Origin of the sequence: Mesorhizobium sp. M0037, from assembly GCF_040323635.1 — a bacterium.
Taxonomy (GTDB): domain Bacteria; phylum Pseudomonadota; class Alphaproteobacteria; order Rhizobiales; family Rhizobiaceae; genus Mesorhizobium.
The window spans coordinates 101,068-118,995 of the sequence record NZ_JAMYVB010000007.1; the positions used below are offsets into that span (position 1 = coordinate 101,068).

Here is a 17,928-nt window from a genome sequence, read left to right on the forward strand (position 1 = left end):
TCCGCAAATGTCTCAGGGGATGAGGTCGAAATGGCCGAGGGCCTCGGCATAGGAAAGTGCCGGCCGCGCGACGTCGAAATGAACGGTGCGCATGCCGGCGGCACGGCCGCCATCGACATTGCGCTGCTGGTCGTCAACGAACACACAGGCGCCGGCAGGCAGGCCGAGCGCCTCGGTCACCAAGGCATAGGCGCGCGGATCGGGCTTGAGGATGCGGGTATAGGTGGCGTCGACGATGGTGTCGAACAGCTCGAGCAGCGGCAGCCGCTGACGGAAGCCGGCGCCATAGAACAGATCTAGCTCGTTGGACAGGATCGCCAGGCGAAATCCCGCCGCATGCACGGTCCGGATTGCGCGGACGGCTTCGGGCCGCACGATCTTTTCCGGCTCGGCTCCGCGTGCGCGCTGGACGAATGTCTCCATCGCCTGCCAGTCCTCGCCGACGAGCCGGCCGACTTCGCTGGTGCGGGTGCGCCAATAATCGCGCTCGCTGATCTCGTCGGCCTGCATGGAGCGCCACAGCGGATCTGAATCCGGGTCGAACGGCCCGTACCATTGCAGCGTTCCCGGCGCGAGGCCGAGCGCCTGTTCGGTCAAGGCATGGGTCTCGAAAAGGGTCCGGGTGACGACGCCGCCGAAATCGAGGACGAGCGCCTGGGCAGGAACAGCGCTCACGCAGCCACACCCTTGGCCGGCATGCCGCGCGGGATGATGCCTTCCTCGACCCAGCGGTCGAAGATTTCGAGCGCCTTGCCGACGAACTCGTCGCTGTTGATGTGGGCGTCGATCTCGTGGAACTCGACGCCGGCGGGAATGGCCTTGCGCATCTCATCGGTGAACGCCGCGAGGGCTTCGGGTTCGTACAGCGGCTCGCCCTGCGCATCCCATTCCTGGATGCCGCCGGAGGGCAGGATGAAAGCGGAGCGCCCCTTCGACGCACCGAGTTTGGCGGCGATGGTCCTGGCGACTTCACGGCGGTCGTCGGCATCGACGGTGATCGAGGCGATCAACCTGTTATGAGCATGGAATGGCCGCTGCGCGAACTTTGTCGGCAGCGCCTGCCAGGTCGGCAAGTCGACCATGTCCACGGCGCCAGGGGCTGCGATCTGCGGAATGCCGCGGGCGCCGGCATTCTCCAGCCGGTCGGCGCCGGAGCTGACGACCGAGCCGGCAAGATGATTGGTGATCTCCTGCAGGCTGAAGTCGAACACCGCGCAGAAATGGTCCTGGCTGGCGATCGATTCGAAGGCCCGGCCGCCCATCCCGGTGGTGTGAAAGACCGCGACATCATAGCCGCGCCGCTCCAACGCCGGCTTCAGCGTCTTCATATAGCGCAGGCAACTGCTGCCCAGCGAAGTCATGCCGATCGTCGGTCCGACCGCCGGGGCCGAAGCACGGGATGCAAGCACGATCTTCGCCGCACCGACCACCGCGCCGCAGGCCTGGGAAAGGACCAGCTTGCAGATGGTGTTGAGGCCGTAGAGCCCGCCTGCCCACAGGATCATCATCAGGTCGGGCGCGACACGCTCGGGCGGAATGAGATGCGAGTAGGCGATGGTCGAGACGACGAATTTCGGCACGCCGAGCGGCAGGCACAGCGCGACATCGAGCGCCAAATCGGTTCCCATCGAACCGCCGATGGCGATGAAGGCGTCGATGTCGCCGCGCTGATGAAGCTGGCGCACGAGCTGAACGGCGCCGACGGCCATCAATGTCATGGCGGTGTTTTCATCGCCGCTCGAGACGATTTCGGCCATCGTCACACCAGCGGCCCGCGCAACGGCATGCTTGTCGTGATCGGGACTATAGGCGGGGTCGCCCAGCACGCTGACGTCCATCATCACGGCGCGGCCACCGGATGCCTCGATACACGCTTTCATGAACAGCAGTTCGTCGGTCTTGGTGTCGCCCGTGCCGATGACCAGGATGCGGGGCGTCGCCATATCTGCAGACATCAGGCCTGCCTCCTCAGGGTTTGCAGGTTTTCGCCATTGAGGCGCATCGAAATCTCCCGTGCCGCGGTCACAACCGCAAGCCCTCGTTCCACGATCGCAGCCGGTGTCGTCCTGGCCTTCGGGGCTGCCACCGCAATTGTCCCCAGCGCAAGTCCGTTGGCGGCGCCGATTGCAGCCGCGACGCCGATCACGCCGTCCTCATGGCCCTGGTCGCAGATCGAATAGCCGCGGTCGCGCGCCTCGCCGATCGACTTTGAAATGGCGGCCGGCTCGACGAGGGTATGATCGGTGAAGGCCTCAAGCGAACCTGTCAGGCATGCTTTCACGGTCGCGTTGTCGGCGAAGGCGAGATAGGCGATGCCGGAGCGGTGGAATGCAGCGGCAGAAGCTGGCCGACATCGATGTTCACCCGGTTTGCCCAGCTTGAATGCTCGACATGGACGGTGATCAGCCTGTCGACGCCGAATTCCGACAGATGCACCGTCTCGGTTGTCGAACCCGCCAAATCCTGCGCCACGGGAATTGCCGTTTGCAGGAACGGGAAGCAGGCTTCGCGGATACGCGCCAGCCGCGACAGGCCGGCGCCGAGGCGATAGTGCCGCGTGCCGGCATCCTGCTCGACGAAGCCATGGCCGCCAAGCGCCATCAGCAGCCGCCGCGTCGTCGCCTTGTCCAAGGCGCACCGCCGCGCGAGATCGGAAAGTCCGAGCTCGGGCTCGTCCGCCGTGAACAGCTCCAGAAGTGAAATCGCCTTGCCGACCGTACCCATCCAGCCTCCCGCTCGGATAGAAACTTAATGTGTGAATTAACTTGACAGGCATCCGCATTCTTTGCAAGTCTATATTCAAAATAAGGGTTCAAATAATGAACCAATGGCATTCAGGGAACAGGCCGAGCGGCCGCGAACCCAGGGGTTCGTAAGACTGGAGGGACAAATGTCAGCAGTTTCGGAACAGGTGCCCGCCAACAGGCTGCGCAAGAACAGTCTTGGCGTCGGCGCTATCACCTTCATGGTGATTTCGGCGGCGGCGCCGCTCACCGCGGTCGCCGGCGGCACGCCGCTCGGCATGCTTATGGGCAATGGGGCGGGCTTTGCCGGCACCTATCTTATCGTGACCGTGTTGCTGCTGCTGTTTGCGGTCGGCTACGTCGCCATGTCGCGCCATGTCGCGCCATGTCGGCAATGCCGGCGCCTTCTATGCCTATGCCGCGCGCGGGCTGGGCGGTTTTGCCGGCGGCGCAACCGCAATCATCGCGATCCTGTCCTACAACGCCATGCAGATCGGGGTCATGGGCCTGCTGGGGGCCGCGACCGCCGGCCTGTTCGCCGGCTGGGGCATCGACCTGCCCTGGTGGGTGTGGAGCTTCATCGCCGTTGCCATCGTCGCGGTGTTGGGCTACCGCCAGGTCGACCTGTCGGCCAAGATCCTGACGGTGCTGGTGCTGTGCGAATACATCGTTGTGCTGGTGCTAGACCTCGCCATCCTCAAGACCGGTGGCGACAGTGGTCTCTCTGCGGCGCCGTTCAGCTGGAGCCAGATCGTCAGCGGCTCGCCCGCCATCGCCATCCTGTTCTGTTTCGCCGCCTTCATCGGTTTCGAGGCGACGACGATCTACGCCGAGGAAGCCCGCGACCCCAGGTGACCATTCCGCGCGCCACCTATTTCTCCGTGCTGCTGATCGGCGTCTTCTACATGGTCACGGCCTGGCTGATGGCGGTCGGCGCCGGCGTCGACAAATTGTTGCCGGCACTGCAGGCGCTTCAGGATCCGACGACTTTCCTGTTCGGCCTGTCCGACCGCTACGCCGGAACCATGCTGTCGCACGCCATGGGCATCCTGTTCGTGTCGAGCCTGTTTGCCGGCGTGCTGGCGTTCCACAACGCGGTTGCCCGCTACATCTACGTCTCGGGCCGCGAGAAGCTGTTGCCTGAAGCGATCGGCGTGACGCATTCAGTGCACCAGAGCCCGCATGTCGCTTCCGTCATCCAGAGCGTGTTGGCAGCGATCGTCATCGGACTGTTCGCGATACTCGGCCTCGATCCGGTTCTGGCGCTGTTTTCCTGGCTGACCAATGTCGCGACGCTGGGAGTCATCGTGATGATGGCCGTGGCCTCGCTCGCCGTGGTGATGTACTTTCGCGCCAATCCGTCTGCCCAGGAAAACGCGCTGAAGACCACCATCCTGCCGGGGCTGACCTTCGTCGCCTTCGTCATCATCATCTACCTGATCGTCATTAATTTCGGTGGCCTGTCGGGCGCCAGCGGCTTCCTCGGCGTGTTGCTGCCGGGGCTGGTGCTGATTGCCGCGGTGGTCGGCCTGCTGCTTGCCGGTGCGTTGAAGAGCCGGGATCCGGTTGCCTTCGAAAATCTCGGCGTGCCGCTGAAGGACTAGGACAAAGGACAAGGGGGTAGCGCGTTCGGCGCCGCCCCTTTCCATGGCAAAGGGAGTACCGGCGTTGAGCTTTGCCGAGAGCATCACCGTTGAGGCGTTGGAAGCCGATCCGTATCCGATCTATGCGGAACTGCGGCGCAGCGCGCCTGTCGCTTTCGTGCCGGCGGTCAATCTCTGGTTCGTCACCCGCTGGAAGGACGTCGAGACCGTCGCAAAGTCACCCGACATCTTCTCCGCCGTCGTCGGTACGTCTCCGGTCGAACGCTCGTTCGGCAAGCCGACCATCCTGACCACCGACGGCGAAACGCATAGACAGCTACGCCAAGGCGTCGATCCGAAATACCGGCCGCGCACCGTCGCCGCCTATGCCGGCGATCTCGTACGGTCGATTGCCGAACCTTTTCTCGACCGGATCGCCGAACAAGGCTCCGCCGAGCTGATGGCGGATTATTTCGAGCCGGTGTCGACGCTCAGCCTGGCGCGCTCGCTGGGCCTTGCCGACATCGACATGGCGACGCTGCGCCGCTGGTTCTATGGCCTTGCGCAGGGTGCCATCAATTTCGAGAACGACCAAAAACGGCAAGAGATCGCCGACGCGATCAGCGCCGAGGTCGGCGTTGCCATCCGGCCGACTCTGGATAGACTTGCGCGCGCACCCGACGACTCGGCGCTGTCGCATATGCTGCATGACGGCATGCCGGAAGGCACGACGCGGCCGATCGATTTCTTGATGCCAAGCATCAAGGTCATCCTGCTTGGCGGCATGCAGGAGCCCGGACATGGTGCCGGTTCGATCCTCGCCGGCCTGCTTGCGCATCCCGAACAAGTGCGGCAGGTGCTCGCCGATCCCGAGACCTTTGTGCCCAGGGCTGTCGATGAAGGCTTGCGCTGGGTGGCGCCGATCGGAACCCAGACGCGGCAGACGACGCGGGCGGTCGAGCTTGGCGGCGTAACGATCCCTGCCGGCGCCGCGGTCGCTGCACTTGTCTCCTCGGCAAGCCGCGACGAGAGCCGCTTTGCCGATCCAGACCGCTTCGACATCAACCGCAGGGAAGGCAATCATGCCGCCTTCGGCTTTGGTCATCATTTCTGTTCGGGCCGGTTTTTCGCGCGCGAGCAGATGTGCCTTGCGTTAAGGCTGCTGCTCCTGCGCTTCCCCGATCTCAGCTTGGTGCCAGGCAAGGTGCCGGTGTTTCGCGGCTGGGAATTCCGCGCGCCAACCACGTTGTATGTTTCGCTGGGAGTCCGCCACCAATGATCAGCCAGAATGCCATCGACGCGCTGCGCAAGACGGAGATCGGCGAGCGGGGCTTGTTTATCGACGGCGTACAGGCCGCAGCGACGAGCGGCGCGACGCTGGCGGTGATTTCGCCGATCGACGGCCGCCCTTTTGCCAGCATCGCTGACGGCAATGCCGCCGACATCGATCGCGCGGTCCGATCGGCGCGAAAAGCATTCGAGAAGGGTTCATGGTCGCGCGCCGCCCCTGCCTTTCGCAAGAAGGTGCTGACGAAATTTGCCGAGCTGATCGAAGAACATGTCGACGAGCTGGCCGTGCTTGGCGTGCGCGACAACGGCACCGAGATCGGCATGGCCTACAAGGCCGAGCCACTGTCGGCGGCCGGCACCATCCGCTACTACGCCGAGGCGATCGACAAGGTCTATGGCGAAATCGCGCCGACGGCCGACAATGTGCTCGGGCTGATCCACAGGGAGCCACTCGGTGTCGTCGGCGTCATCGTGCCGTGGAACTTCCCGCTGATGATCGGCGCCTGGAAGATTGCGCCCGCACTGGCCACCGGCAACAGCGTCGTCGTCAAGCCGCCGGAGATTGCCTCGCTGACCTTGCTGCGGCTGGCCGAACTCGCAAGAGAGGCTGGACTTCCCGAAGGCGTGTTCAACGTCGTTACCGGTCATGGTGCTGTCGCCGGCGAAGCGCTTGGCCTGCATATGGATGTCGACGCCATCGCCTTTACCGGATCGGGGCCGGTCGGCCGGCGGCTGCTCGAATACTCCGCCCGTTCCAATTTGAAGCGGGTCTTCCTCGAGCTTGGCGGCAAGTCGCCCAACATCGTCTTTGCCGACGCTCCGGACCTGAAGCAGGCGGCGGTCGTCTCGGCCAACGGCATCTTTCGCAATTCAGGCCAGGTCTGCGTGGCGGGCTCGCGTCTGCTCGTCCAGTCGTCGGTCTATGATCTTTTCATGGACGAACTTGTCTCGGCAACCACGCGGCTCAAGGTCGGCGACCCGCTCGATCTCGCCAGCGATATCGGTGCGGTATCGAGCGCCGAACAGCTGGACAAGAATCTCGGCTTCGTCGCCATGGCGCAAGCCGAAGGCGCCCGTCTCGTCGCCGGTGGCGAACGGATACTGACCGAGACCGGCGGCAGCTACATCGCGCCGACGATCTTCGAGAACGTGACGCAAGAGATGCAGCTGGCGCGCGAGGAGGTGTTCGGACCGGTGCTCGGCGTGATGCGCTTCGAGACCGAGGAGGAGGCGGTGCATCTCGCCAACTCCACTGTCTACGGACTTGCCTCGGCGGTGTGGACCGCCAATCTTTCCACGGCCCATCGCATGGTGCGCGCCATCAACGCCGGTGTCGTCCACGTCAACACCTATGGCGGAGCCGATATCACCGTGCCGCTTGGCGGCGTCAAACAGTCCGGTTTCGGCCGTGACAAGTCGCTGCATGCGCTGGAGAAATTTGTCGACCTCAAGACCGCCTGGATTGCGCTCTGAGCCTCGCGGAAAGGCCAGCATATCTGCTCTTTTCGTCAAGCTTGGCCTCAGAACGCCACGCTGGTGCTGGTTGGCGGCGATCGCGTCGTCGCTATCGGCAGCTCGACTAGCGTGGTGTCGTGGGTCCAGGCATTGCGCGGAAAGCCGTGTTGCGACCGGCCGGTATCACAGCGTCCTACTCCGTTGTGCTCGCTTTTTTTCTGCGCCGATTGGTGTGCGACTGGGCGACGGCCATTCGTAATTCAGGTGTGATCTCCAAAGGCGCATTCTCTGTCCCATGCGGGTCTTGCAGCCCCTGGACGTGGACGGTCGGGAATGGGAGTTCGATGCCCTGCTCCTTGAAGGCCTGGCGGAGGCGCAAAAAGAACCTGCCTTTCATGCTGAAGGCGCCTCCAGGTCTGGTCGTGACCTTGACCCTCAAGACGATGCCGTACTCGCCGAACTCCTGCACCCCCTGCATCTTGATCGGTTCGATCACCCAGTGTTTGAACTCCGGATCTTCCGCCAGTTCCAGGCCAATTCGCTTGATCAGTTTGCGAGCAAAGTCGATATCGGTGTCATAGCCAACGGTGATGTTGAATTTGTCGGTGACCCAGTCACGGCTCTGGTTCTGCACGGCGCCGAGTTCGCCGAAAGGTATCGTGAACAGCGGACCACGATGGTGGCGCAGCTTCACCGAGCGCAGCGAAAAGCTCTCCACCGTACCCCTGTAGCTGCCCGATGAAATGTATTCGCCGACACGGAAAGCATCGTCGAGCAGATAAAACACGCCAGAGATCACGTCCTTGACGATGGTTTGCGCGCCAAAACCCACGGCGACGCCGACGACGCCGGCGCCGGCGATCAGCGGGCCGATCTGGATGCCGATCGAAGCGAGCATCATCAGCACCGCCATCACGATGATCACTGCTAGCAGAATGTTCTGGATGATCGGCAACAGCGTGTGCAGCCGCGCCTGATGCGGATCGAGGGTGAGGATGTCTTCTTCGCTCACCACCGCTTGCGGTATCGCCACGCCCAGCTTTCGTTCGATCAAGGCTTTGATGATCGACCAGCCGAAATCGGCAGCAAGGGCAATGACCACCACGTTGATCAAGCCGCGCAATATGAGCATGGTGGTCGTATCGCTGCCGCGCATGGATTGCATGTCCAGGCCCAGCACGCGTGCGAGAAGGTAAGCCGCCGCGAGGATGAAAATCATCCGGATACCGCGATCGATGACAGCGATCGTCACCGCCGGGATCGTCGGCCGGCCGACATCTTCCGAACCCGGCCGCAGGACGAAATTAACCCCGCGCTCCGTCAACACGATTGCCAGGGGCAGAAAGAAAGAGGCGAAGGTAAACCAAAAGAAGGTGTAGAGGCCGGCAATGCGTTCGAGGAACAGAACGACGAAATAAGCCGTCAACACCCATGTCACTGCCGTGTGGCCGCTGTGGCGCGCGCCGTCTCGCTGCGTTCTTGGCCGACGCCAAATGGCCAGCAGGAAGAGCAACAGCAGGATGAAATCGGCGCCGACGGACAGGACCATCATTCCGTCCTGGTCTATGCCGAGACCCGGCAAGAGGACAAACGCGGCGGCGAAGAAGGCGAAAACGCCGACGATCCGGGGCAGCCAATAAGCCCAATGGTCAGCAGCTCCGTTGGTGATCGGCAGGGCACGAACCTCGATGGCGTGCTCGACCTCCATGAAAGAAGGGACGAGCGTGGCCATCACGTATAGGCGCACAGCCCACGTAAAGACCGCAGCCATCAGAAATGTCAGCACAATCTCGCGGATGAGCGCTGGCCAGTCGAACAGCATGAACGCACCGGCGCTGCCCAGCGCGAACGAGCCGATCATCATGCTGGAATAAAGCGTGCGGCCGCCGATCTTCTTGGCCCGCCCGATGGGCGTATCTCTGGGTTGCGCGATGATCCAAAGACGAAATGGACGGGTGAGCTTGTATATTGCCCAGGTGAGCGCCAGGCCGGCAGCGATAAAGATCGCAATCAGCACCAATATGCTGACGGGGCCCTTGCTGGACATATCGTCCATTGTCTGGGCCCGGACGCGTGCGAACTGGCCCGGCAGTGTGGGCACGGTTCGCACGATTTTCTCGATGTGATGCTTGATCCGATCGAGCGTCGAGGATGCCATAGTATTCATCTGGCCCGGTGCGGCCACGGCGTCGGCCGGCGGAGCGCTAGTCTCGGCAGGCGCTTCCGTCGATCCTGCGCCCTGATTTCGTTGCTCGGCCACCCAGGCCTTCACCGACGGATCGTCGAGAAGCTCGAACAGCTGTTTGACCTTGTCGGGCGTGACGGCGGCCGGTGCTTGGGCCTGTGCCGGGCCAGCCAGCACGAGGGCGATCCCAAGGACGAACGGCCCGGCAATCAGGGCAAACTTCGTCGTCAGGCCTCCGAGACGCCGTGCCGGGCGCGCCAGCTTGCTGGCTCCCAATCGTCGATTCATGAGCAGCATCGTGCGGTAACCTTCCGGTCAGATCGGCGAGCAAGGACAGCTATGTCCGTCGTTGCCCCCACCTTTAACAAGCCGATGTTGCGGTGCAAGTCTCATCGCACCTAGACCGTTGGGTAGGGCGCCAGGCGATCGGCAAGGCTGTCATCACCAGCGCCAGCGTTGCGCTGCGTTCCTTGTCCCGACCACCTAGACCGGGTCGTTGTCGGTCGTCGGTTGCTCCGCGGCGGGAGCCTGTGACCATGCCGCATTGCACAATTTTGCGACCTTGCCCACAATGCACGCATGGTCCGCAGCTCACTCGCCGTCCTGGTCATCGACGAAAACCGTATCCGCGCCGCGATCATCGAGGCAGGTTTGCGCGAGGCCGGCCATGAGCGGGTCACCGTCATCCACGACGTGACCGGCATTGCGCGGCGCATTGCCGAGATCGAGCCGGACGTCATCGTCATCGACCTGGAAAACCCGAACCGCGACATGCTGGAAAACATGTTCCAGCTGTCGCGTGCGGTGAATCGGCCAATCGCCATGTTCGTCGACCGATCGGACCAGGCATCGATCGAAGCGGCGGTCGATGCCGGCGTTTCGGCCTACGTCGTCGACGGCCTCAGGCAAGAGCGCGTCAAGCCGATCCTGGACATGGCGGTCAGCCGCTTCAACGCTTTCTCGCGCATGGCGCGCGAGCTGGAAGAGGTTCGAGGGGAGCTTGAGAGCCGCAAGGTGATCGACCGTGCCAAGGGCATCCTGATGAAGTCGCGCGGCCTGACCGAAGAGGCCGCCTACACGCTGCTGCGCAAGACGGCGATGAACCAGAACCGCAAGATCGGCGACATTGCCCAGAGCCTGGTGACTGCCGCCGGGCTGCTCGGGCCGTCGGAGGACGAATGAGCATGAGCGCCGAGCACCAGATCACCGCCGGCTTCATGCCGCTCTTCGACAGTGCCGTGCTGGTTGCGGCGGGTGAGCTTGGATTTGCCGCACGCGAGGGCATCGATCTCACACTGCACCGCGAGACCTCCTGGGCCAACATCCGCGACCGCATCGCCATCGGCCATTTCCACCTGGCGCACATGCTGGGGCCGATGCCGCTCGCCTGCAATCTCGGGCTGACGCCGCTTGCTTCCGAGACCATCGTGCCGTTTTCGCTCGGGCTTGGCGGCAATTGCGTCACCATCTCCAACGCCGTCTGGGAAGGCATGGCGGCACACGGCGCCATACCCGATCTCGAGCCCGCGCGCGCGGGCGCAGCCCTTCGTGCCTTCATTCGCGAGCGCGCCGGGGCTGGCGGCGATCCGCTGCGCTTTGCCGTGGTGCACCCGCATTCGGGGCATAATTACGAACTGCGCTACTGGCTTGCCGGATGCGGCATCGATCCGGAGCGCGAGATCGAGATCGTCATCGTGCCGCCGCCCTTCATGGCCGATGCGCTGGCCGCCGGGCGGATCGACGGCTACTGCGTCGGCGAGCCCTGGAACAGCGCCTCGGTCGCTGCCGGCACCGGCCATATCGTCACCGTCAAGGCGCTGCTGTGGCGCAACAGTCCGGAGAAGGTGATCGGCGTGCGCAAGGCCTGGTCGCAGGAGAACCCGATCGCGCTGGCAGCATTGCTGCGCGCGCTGCATCATTCGGCGCGCTGGTGCCAGGATCGGGGCAACCACGCCGAACTGGCTGGTGTGATGGCTCAAGCTGGCTTCCTCGGCCTGCCACCAGCTGTCCAGATGCCGATCCTGACCGGCCATCTTGAACTGGGCGGCGGCGCCGAACTGGATGTCGACGACTTCTTCCTGCCCTTCGACAAGGCGGCGAACTTTCCGTGGAAGAGCCATGCGCTGTGGTTCTATACGCAGATGGTGCGCTGGGGGCATGTCGAGCACACGCCGGAAAACCTTGCTATCGCCCGTGACTGCTACCGTCCCGACCTCTACCGCTCGGCGCTAAAGCCGCTTGGCGTTGCACTTCCCGGCGCCAATGCGAAGGTCGAGGGCGCGCTTAAGGTCGCCACGGCTGTCGGTGCGACCGGGGCAGGCTTGGTGCTTGGGCCAGACGGCTTCTTCGACTGTCAGACCTTCGACCCCGACGAGATCGACGGCTATATAGCGCGCCAGAACGCTCGCGCGGAAGCCTGATCATTCTCGCGCCATTCTTGTGCATTGCACAAAAAATGTGCGTGCGATTGCTGTAGTGAACAATCTTTGATCTGCTTGCGATGTCGCCTCGCGTGCCGGCGTCTGGCGCGTAATGTTGATTTCATTTAGGTTTTTCGTTTCACCCAAAACTGGCACGGTTCCTGCTTTGAATTAGCCAGGCCCTTCGCGGGTCACGGAACAGGCGTCCAATGGCGGGCGCCACAGGCAAAGCTGCCGCTCAGGTCAACGACGCGATCCCGGATGTACGGACGCGCGAGGCCTGGACGGCGGCTTTTTTGTTTTGGGCCACTCGACGAAGCGTTCAACCGGAGATCACGATGAAAGAAAAAATAGGGAAATGGATCGGGACGGGAACATCGCTCAAGGATGTGACGCGCCGCGATTTTCTTGTCAGCAGCGCCATGACGGCCGGCCTGTTCGTGGCGGCCCGCAAGCTCTTCCCCTCGGGCGCCTATGCCGCCACGACCGCTCCGGAGGTCACCGGCGCCAAGCTCGGCTTCATCGCGCTGACCGACGCGGCGCCGCTGATGATCGCCAAGGAGAAGGGGCTGTTCGCCAAGTTCGGCATGCCCGACGTCGAGGTGCTCAAGCAGGCCTCCTGGGGCGCGACGCGCGACAATCTGATGCTCGGCGGCGAAGCCAACGGCATCGACGGCGCTCACATCCTGACGCCGCTGCCCTATCTCATGCACACCGGCAAGGTGACGCAGAACAACCAGCCGATGCCGATGGCTATCGTGGCGCGGCTCAACTACGACTGCCAGGGCATTTCGGTTGCGCAGGAATACGCCGGCACCGGTGTCGGCCTCGACGCCTCCAAGCTGAAGGACGCCTTCGCCGCCAAGAAGGCGGCCGGCAAGGAAATCAAGGCCGCCATGACGTTCCCGGGCGGCACGCATGATTTGTGGCTGCGCTATTGGCTGGCCGCCGGCGGCATCGATCCCGACAAGGACGTCTCGACCATCGTCGTGCCGCCGCCGCAGATGGTCGCCAACATGAAAGTCGGCAACATGGACGTGTTCTGCGTTGGCGAACCGTGGAACGAACAGCTCGTCCACCAAGGCGTTGGTTTCACCGCCGCCACCACCGGCGAACTGTGGAAGGGTCATCCCGAAAAGGCGCTCGGCCTCCGCGCCGAATTCATCGACAAATACCCGAACGCCACCAAGGCGATCGTGATGGCCGTCATGGAGGCCCAGCAATGGTGTGAGGCCACGGAGAACAAGGACGAGATGGCCGCCATCATCGGCAAGCGGCAATGGATGAACGTGCCTGTCGCCGACATTATCGGCCGCCTCAAGGGCGACATCAACTACGGCAATGGCCGCGTGGCCACCGGCACTGACCTCTACATGAAATTCTGGAAGGGTGGCGTCTCCTATCCCTACAAGAGCCACGACAGCTGGTTCCTCGCCGAAAACATCCGTTGGGGAAAATTCGCGCCGACCACCGACATCAAGACGCTGGTCGATCAGGTCAATCGCGAGGATATCTGGCGCGAGGCGGCGAAGGATCTCGGCCTTGCCGCAGCCGATATTCCGGCCTCGTCGTCTCGTGGCGTCGAGACATTCTTCGACGGCAAGATTTTCGACCCGGCCAACCCGTCGGCCTATCTCGACAGCCTGAAGATCAAGGCATCTGCTTGACCAGCGCAAACGGCGCGTTGCGCCGTTTGTCGCCCCCAGCGCAACGGCGCTTCGCCGTTGTCGCCCGCATCGACCCCGGAGTTATACCCAGACATGTCCATCCAAGCCATCGAGGAAACCACGGTGAAGGCGTTCCCCGCGAAGCCTGCCGCGGTCATCGCTTTCACCGCCAAAGCGCGGCGCCGCTTCGACCCGATCGCGATCGCCGGCAGGCTGGCCACCGCCCTGGTGCCGCCGGTCATCGTTATCGCCTTCATGCTGGTCGTGTGGCAGATCGCCTGCTCGTCGCCGACCGCCAGCCTGCCGCCGCCCAGCCAGGTGTGGAACGAGGCCTATGACCTGATCGCGCATCCGTTCTTCAACAACGGCCCGCAGGATATCGGCCTTGCGTGGCGGGTGCTGATCTCTCTGCAGCGCGTCGCCATCGGCTTCGGCCTGGCGGCGATCGTCGGTGTCGTGCTCGGCGCCCTGGTCGGCCAGTCGATCTGGGCCATGCGTGGCCTCGATCCGGTGTTCCAGATACTGCGCACCGTGCCGCCGCTGGCCTGGTTGCCGCTGTCGCTGGCTGCTTTCCGCGATTCCAGCCCGTCGGCGCTGTTCGTAATCTTCATCACCTCGATCTGGCCGATCATCATCAACACCGCCGTCGGCGTGCGAAACATTCCGGAAGACTACCGCAACGTCTCGCGCATCTTGCGGCTCAACCAGTTCGAATTCTTCGTCAAGATCATGGTTCCGGCCGCCGCACCCTACATCTTCACCGGCCTCAGAATCGGCATCGGCCTGTCCTGGCTCGCCATCGTCGCCGCCGAAATGCTGACCGGCGGCGTCGGCATCGGCTTCTTCATCTGGGACGCCTGGAACTCGTCGCGGCTGCCCGACATCATCGTCGCGCTCGCCTATATCGGCGTCACCGGCTTCTGCCTCGACCGCCTGGTCGCTGCGGTCGGCGCTTTCGTCACCCGCGGCACAACGGCAAAGTGAGGAGAGGGCGATGACGGCCTATCTGAAGCTCGACCATATCGACAAATCCTTTGCCCGCGGCGGTCAGGTCAGCGAGGTGCTCAAGGACATCAGGCTGACCATCGACAAGGGCGAATTCGTCTCCATCATCGGCCATTCCGGCTGTGGCAAGTCGACCTTGCTCAATCTGATCGCCGGGCTGACCAAGGTTTCCGCCGGCGCCGTGCTGCTTGAAAACAAGGAGGTCAACAGCCCCGGACCCGAGCGCGCCGTGGTGTTCCAGAACCACAGCCTGCTGCCATGGCTCACCGTCTACGAAAACATCAGCCTGGCGGTGTCGAAAGTCTTTGGCCGTTCCAAGAGCAGGACCGAGCGACATGACTGGATCATGCGCAATCTCGATCTCGTGCAGATGGCCCATGCCAAGGACAAGCGGCCGGCCGAAATATCGGGCGGCATGAAGCAGCGCGTCGGCATTGCCCGGGCGCTTGCCATGGAGCCGAAGATCCTGTTGCTCGACGAGCCGTTCGGGGCACTCGACGCGCTGACGCGCGCCCATCTGCAGGATGCGGTCATGGACATCCATTCCAGGCTCGGCTCGACGACGATCATGATCACCCACGATGTCGACGAGGCGGTGCTGTTGTCCGACCGCATCGTCATGATGACCAACGGTCCGGCGGCGACAATCGGCGAGGTGCTTGCGGTGCCGCTGCTGCGGCCGCGTCGACGCGTCGAACTCTCTTCCGACCGCACCTTCCTGCGCTGCCGCGAAGCGGTGCTGAAGTTCCTCTATGAACGCCACCGCTTCGTCGAAGCCGCGGAGTAACGCCATGACCGAAAAACTCGTCATTGTCGGCAACGGCATGGCCCCCGGGCGCATGCTGGAGCATCTGCTCGAACAGGCGCCGGGCCGCTACACCGTGACCATTTTCAACGCCGAGCCGCGGGTGAACTACGACCGCATCATGCTGTCGCCGGTTCTCTCCGGCGAAAAGGCCTATGAGGAAATCATCATCCACGGCGACGGCTGGTACATCGCCAACAACATCACCCTCTACAAAGGTCACAAGATCGTCGCCATCGACCGGGCGGCCAAGACAGTCACCTCCGATCACGGCGTCACCGAGCCTTACGACAAGCTCGTCATCGCCACCGGATCGGTGCCCTTTATCATTCCGGTGCCCGGCCATGATCTGCCGGGGGTGCTGACCTATCGCGACCTCGACGATGTTCAGGCCATGATGCTTGCCGCCCAGTCGCGCGCCAAGGCCGTGGTCATCGGCGGCGGCCTGCTCGGGCTGGAGGCGGCAGCAGGTTTGAACGCCCAAGGCATGGACGTCACCGTGCTGCATGTCATGCCGACATTGATGGAGCGTCAGCTCGATCCAGCCGCCGGCTATCTCCTGCAGCGCGCGGTGGAACAGCGCGGCATCAAGGTCATCACCAAGGCCAACACCCAGGCGATCACCGGCAACGGCAAGGTCGGGCAGGTGGAGCTTGCCGACGGCACTATTATCCCGGCAACGCTGGTGGTGATGGCGGTCGGCATCCGGCCGAATGCGGCGCTGGCCAGGGAGGCCGGCATAGCCGTCAATCGTGGTATTGTGGTCGATGCCGGCATGCGCAGCAACGACCCCGACATCTACGCGCTCGGCGAATGCGCCGAGGTCTACGGCCAGGTCTACGGGCTGGTCGCGCCGCTCTATGAGATGGCGCGCGTTGCCGCGAACCAGTTGGCCGGCAACGAGGCAGCGGCCTTCGTCCACATGGACACGCCGACCAAGCTCAAGGTCACCGGCATCGACCTGTTCTCGCTTGGCGACTTCGCCGAAGGCGAGGACCGCCAGGAGATCGTGTTGCGCGATGCCGCCGCCGGCGTCTACAAGCGCCTTGTCCTGAAAGACGACCGCATCATCGGCACCGTGCTTTATGGCGAGACGGCGGATGGGGCCTGGTTCAACGATCTCAAGAAGAAGCAGACCGACATATCGGAGATGCGCGACACGCTCATCTTCGGCCAGTCCTACCAGGGGGGTGCCCCGCTGGACCCTATGGCGGCCGTTGCAGCCTTGCCGGATGATGCGGAAATCTGCGGCTGCAACGGCGTTTGCAAGGGCAAGATCACTGGCGCGATCACGGCCAAGGGCCTGGCTTCGCTCGACGACGTGCGCGCCCACACCAAGGCATCGGCTTCCTGCGGTTCGTGCACCGGGCTGGTCGAGAAGCTGATGGTGCTGACCATCGGCGACAAATACAACCCGGCGGCCGTGCAACCGATGTGCGGCTGCACCACGCTCGGTCATGACGAGGTGCGCCGGCTGATCATCGCCAAGAGCCTGAAGACCATTCCCGCCGTCATGCAGGAGCTGGAATGGACGACCTCCTGCGGCTGCGCAAAATGTCGGCCGGCGCTCAACTACTACCTCGTCTGCGACTGGCCGAACGATTACGCCGACGACTATCAGTCGCGCTTCATCAACGAACGCGTCCACGCCAACATCCAGAAGGACGGCACCTATTCGGTGGTGCCGCGCATGTGGGGCGGCGTCACCAACGCCGCCGAACTGCGCGCCATCGCCGACGTCGTCGACAAGTTCGAGATACCGATGGTCAAGGTCACCGGCGGCCAGCGCATCGACATGCTGGGCATCCGCAAGGAGGATCTGCCGGCGGTGTGGGCCGATCTCGGCCAGGCCGGCTTCGTCTCAGGCCATGCTTACGCCAAGGGCCTGCGCACGGTGAAGACCTGTGTCGGCTCCGACTGGTGCCGCTTCGGCACGCAGGATTCGACCGGCCTCGGCATTCGCATCGAGAAATTCATGTGGGGCTCGTGGACCCCGGCCAAGGTTAAGATGGCGGTGTCGGGCTGTCCGCGTAACTGCGCCGAGGCGACCTGCAAGGATGTCGGCGTGATCTGTGTCGACAGTGGCTACGAGATCCATTTCGCCGGCGCCGCCGGCCTCGACATCAAGGGCACCGAAGTGCTTGGCCTAGTCAAGACCGAGGACGAGGCGCTGGAGCATATCGTGGCGCTGACGCAGATGTATCGCGAGCAGGGCCGCTATCTCGAGCGCATCTACAAATGGGCCAAGCGCATCGGCATCCCCGAGATCAAGCGCCAGATCATGGACGACGGTGCAAAGCGCAAGGCCTATTACGAGCGCTTCGTCTTCAGCCAGAAATTCGCCCAGGTCGACCCGTGGTCGGAACGCGTCTCCGGCAAGGACAAGCACGAGTTCCGGCCAATGGCTTCTGTCGGGTTTGCGCAGGCGGCGGAGTGATCAAAATGGACTGGATATCGATCGGCTCACTCTCCGACATCCCGCGGCGTGGCGCGCGCTGCGTCGACACACCCGAGGGTAAGATCGCCGTCTTCCGCACGCAGGACGATCAGGTCTACGCCATCGACGATCATTGCCCGCACAGAGGTGGGCCGCTGAGCCAAGGCATCGTCCACGGCACCGCCGTCACCTGTCCCTTGCACAATTGGGTCATCTCGCTGGAGACGGGCAAGGCGCTCGGCGCCGACGAGGGCGCCGTGCGCACCATTCCTGTGCGGATCGAGGGCGAGCTCCTGTTCATTGCGCTGAAAGCGCTGGCCAGCCGCGCGGCCTGAAG

At 63.5% G+C, this 17,928-nt stretch carries 14 protein-coding genes and 1 pseudogene; 10 read left to right on the forward strand and 5 right to left on the reverse strand.

The features are described 5' to 3' along the window. Positions 1-12: 12 nt before the first annotated feature. From NKJ78_RS13330 to NKJ78_RS13345, 4 genes are read right to left on the reverse strand one after another with little or no spacing between them, the layout of a single operon-like run. Positions 13-675, reverse strand: a complete 663-nt coding sequence (locus tag NKJ78_RS13330; RefSeq protein ID WP_352460181.1) for an HAD family hydrolase — start codon at positions 673-675, stop codon at positions 13-15. Continuing rightward, positions 672-1,955: a Tm-1-like ATP-binding domain-containing protein gene (locus tag NKJ78_RS13335; protein WP_027050168.1), complete on the reverse strand. Its 1,284-nt coding sequence runs from the start codon at positions 1,953-1,955 to the stop codon at positions 672-674. The genes NKJ78_RS13330 and NKJ78_RS13335 overlap by 4 nt, the downstream gene beginning before the upstream one ends. Further along, positions 1,955-2,281, reverse strand: a complete 327-nt coding sequence (locus NKJ78_RS13340; RefSeq protein ID WP_352460180.1) for an IclR family transcriptional regulator domain-containing protein — start codon at positions 2,279-2,281, stop codon at positions 1,955-1,957. Before NKJ78_RS13340 ends, NKJ78_RS13335 begins: the two co-directional genes overlap by 1 nt. Continuing rightward, complete coding sequence (locus NKJ78_RS13345) at positions 2,278-2,724, reverse strand: IclR family transcriptional regulator (protein WP_352460179.1); 447 nt, start codon at positions 2,722-2,724, stop codon at positions 2,278-2,280. Before NKJ78_RS13345 ends, NKJ78_RS13340 begins: the two co-directional genes overlap by 4 nt. Positions 2,725-2,890: 166 nt before the next feature. On the opposite strand from NKJ78_RS13345, the pseudogene NKJ78_RS13350 reads away from it, so the two are divergent. From NKJ78_RS13350 to NKJ78_RS13360, 3 genes and pseudogenes are all read left to right on the forward strand, one after another. Then, positions 2,891-4,348: pseudogene (locus tag NKJ78_RS13350) on the forward strand (APC family permease). Positions 4,349-4,391: 43 nt separating this feature from the next. Continuing rightward, positions 4,392-5,606, forward strand: coding sequence for a cytochrome P450 (locus NKJ78_RS13355; RefSeq protein WP_031204603.1), 1,215 nt, complete (start codon positions 4,392-4,394; stop codon positions 5,604-5,606). Then, entirely contained in the window at positions 5,603-7,090 is a 1,488-nt protein-coding gene (locus NKJ78_RS13360) for an aldehyde dehydrogenase (RefSeq protein WP_352460178.1), read from the forward strand. Before NKJ78_RS13355 ends, NKJ78_RS13360 begins: the two co-directional genes overlap by 4 nt. A 175-nt stretch (positions 7,091-7,265) precedes the next feature. On the opposite strand, the gene NKJ78_RS13365 is transcribed toward NKJ78_RS13360, so the two are convergent. Continuing rightward, positions 7,266-9,554, reverse strand: coding sequence for a mechanosensitive ion channel family protein (locus NKJ78_RS13365; protein ID WP_352460177.1), 2,289 nt, complete (start codon positions 9,552-9,554; stop codon positions 7,266-7,268). Positions 9,555-9,836: 282 nt separating this feature from the next. Here NKJ78_RS13365 and NKJ78_RS13370 point away from each other — a divergent pair, with 282 nt between their 5' ends. The 7 genes from NKJ78_RS13370 (at position 9,837) to nirD (ending at position 17,926) form a co-directional block, all read left to right on the forward strand. Next, on the forward strand, positions 9,837-10,439 hold the full coding sequence (locus tag NKJ78_RS13370) for an ANTAR domain-containing response regulator (protein WP_352460176.1): 603 nt from the start codon (positions 9,837-9,839) through the stop codon (positions 10,437-10,439). 2 nt (positions 10,440-10,441) lie between these two features. Next, complete coding sequence (locus NKJ78_RS13375) at positions 10,442-11,677, forward strand: CmpA/NrtA family ABC transporter substrate-binding protein (RefSeq protein WP_352460202.1); 1,236 nt, start codon at positions 10,442-10,444, stop codon at positions 11,675-11,677. A gap of 338 nt (positions 11,678-12,015) precedes the next feature. Further along, entirely contained in the window at positions 12,016-13,344 is a 1,329-nt protein-coding gene (locus NKJ78_RS13380; protein WP_352460175.1) for a CmpA/NrtA family ABC transporter substrate-binding protein, read from the forward strand. Positions 13,345-13,437: 93 nt separating this feature from the next. Beyond that, positions 13,438-14,328, forward strand: coding sequence for a nitrate ABC transporter permease (gene ntrB / locus NKJ78_RS13385; RefSeq protein ID WP_352460174.1), 891 nt, complete (start codon positions 13,438-13,440; stop codon positions 14,326-14,328). 10 nt (positions 14,329-14,338) lie between these two features. After that, a complete protein-coding gene (locus tag NKJ78_RS13390; RefSeq protein WP_352460173.1) occupies positions 14,339-15,136 on the forward strand; it encodes an ABC transporter ATP-binding protein in 798 nt (265 codons plus the stop codon). A 4-nt stretch (positions 15,137-15,140) separates the two neighbouring features. Then, complete coding sequence (gene nirB, locus NKJ78_RS13395; RefSeq protein ID WP_352460172.1) at positions 15,141-17,591, forward strand: nitrite reductase large subunit NirB; 2,451 nt, start codon at positions 15,141-15,143, stop codon at positions 17,589-17,591. 5 nt (positions 17,592-17,596) lie between these two features. Beyond that, positions 17,597-17,926: a nitrite reductase small subunit NirD gene (gene nirD, locus NKJ78_RS13400; RefSeq protein ID WP_023686954.1), complete on the forward strand. Its 330-nt coding sequence runs from the start codon at positions 17,597-17,599 to the stop codon at positions 17,924-17,926. Positions 17,927-17,928 lie beyond the last annotated feature (2 nt).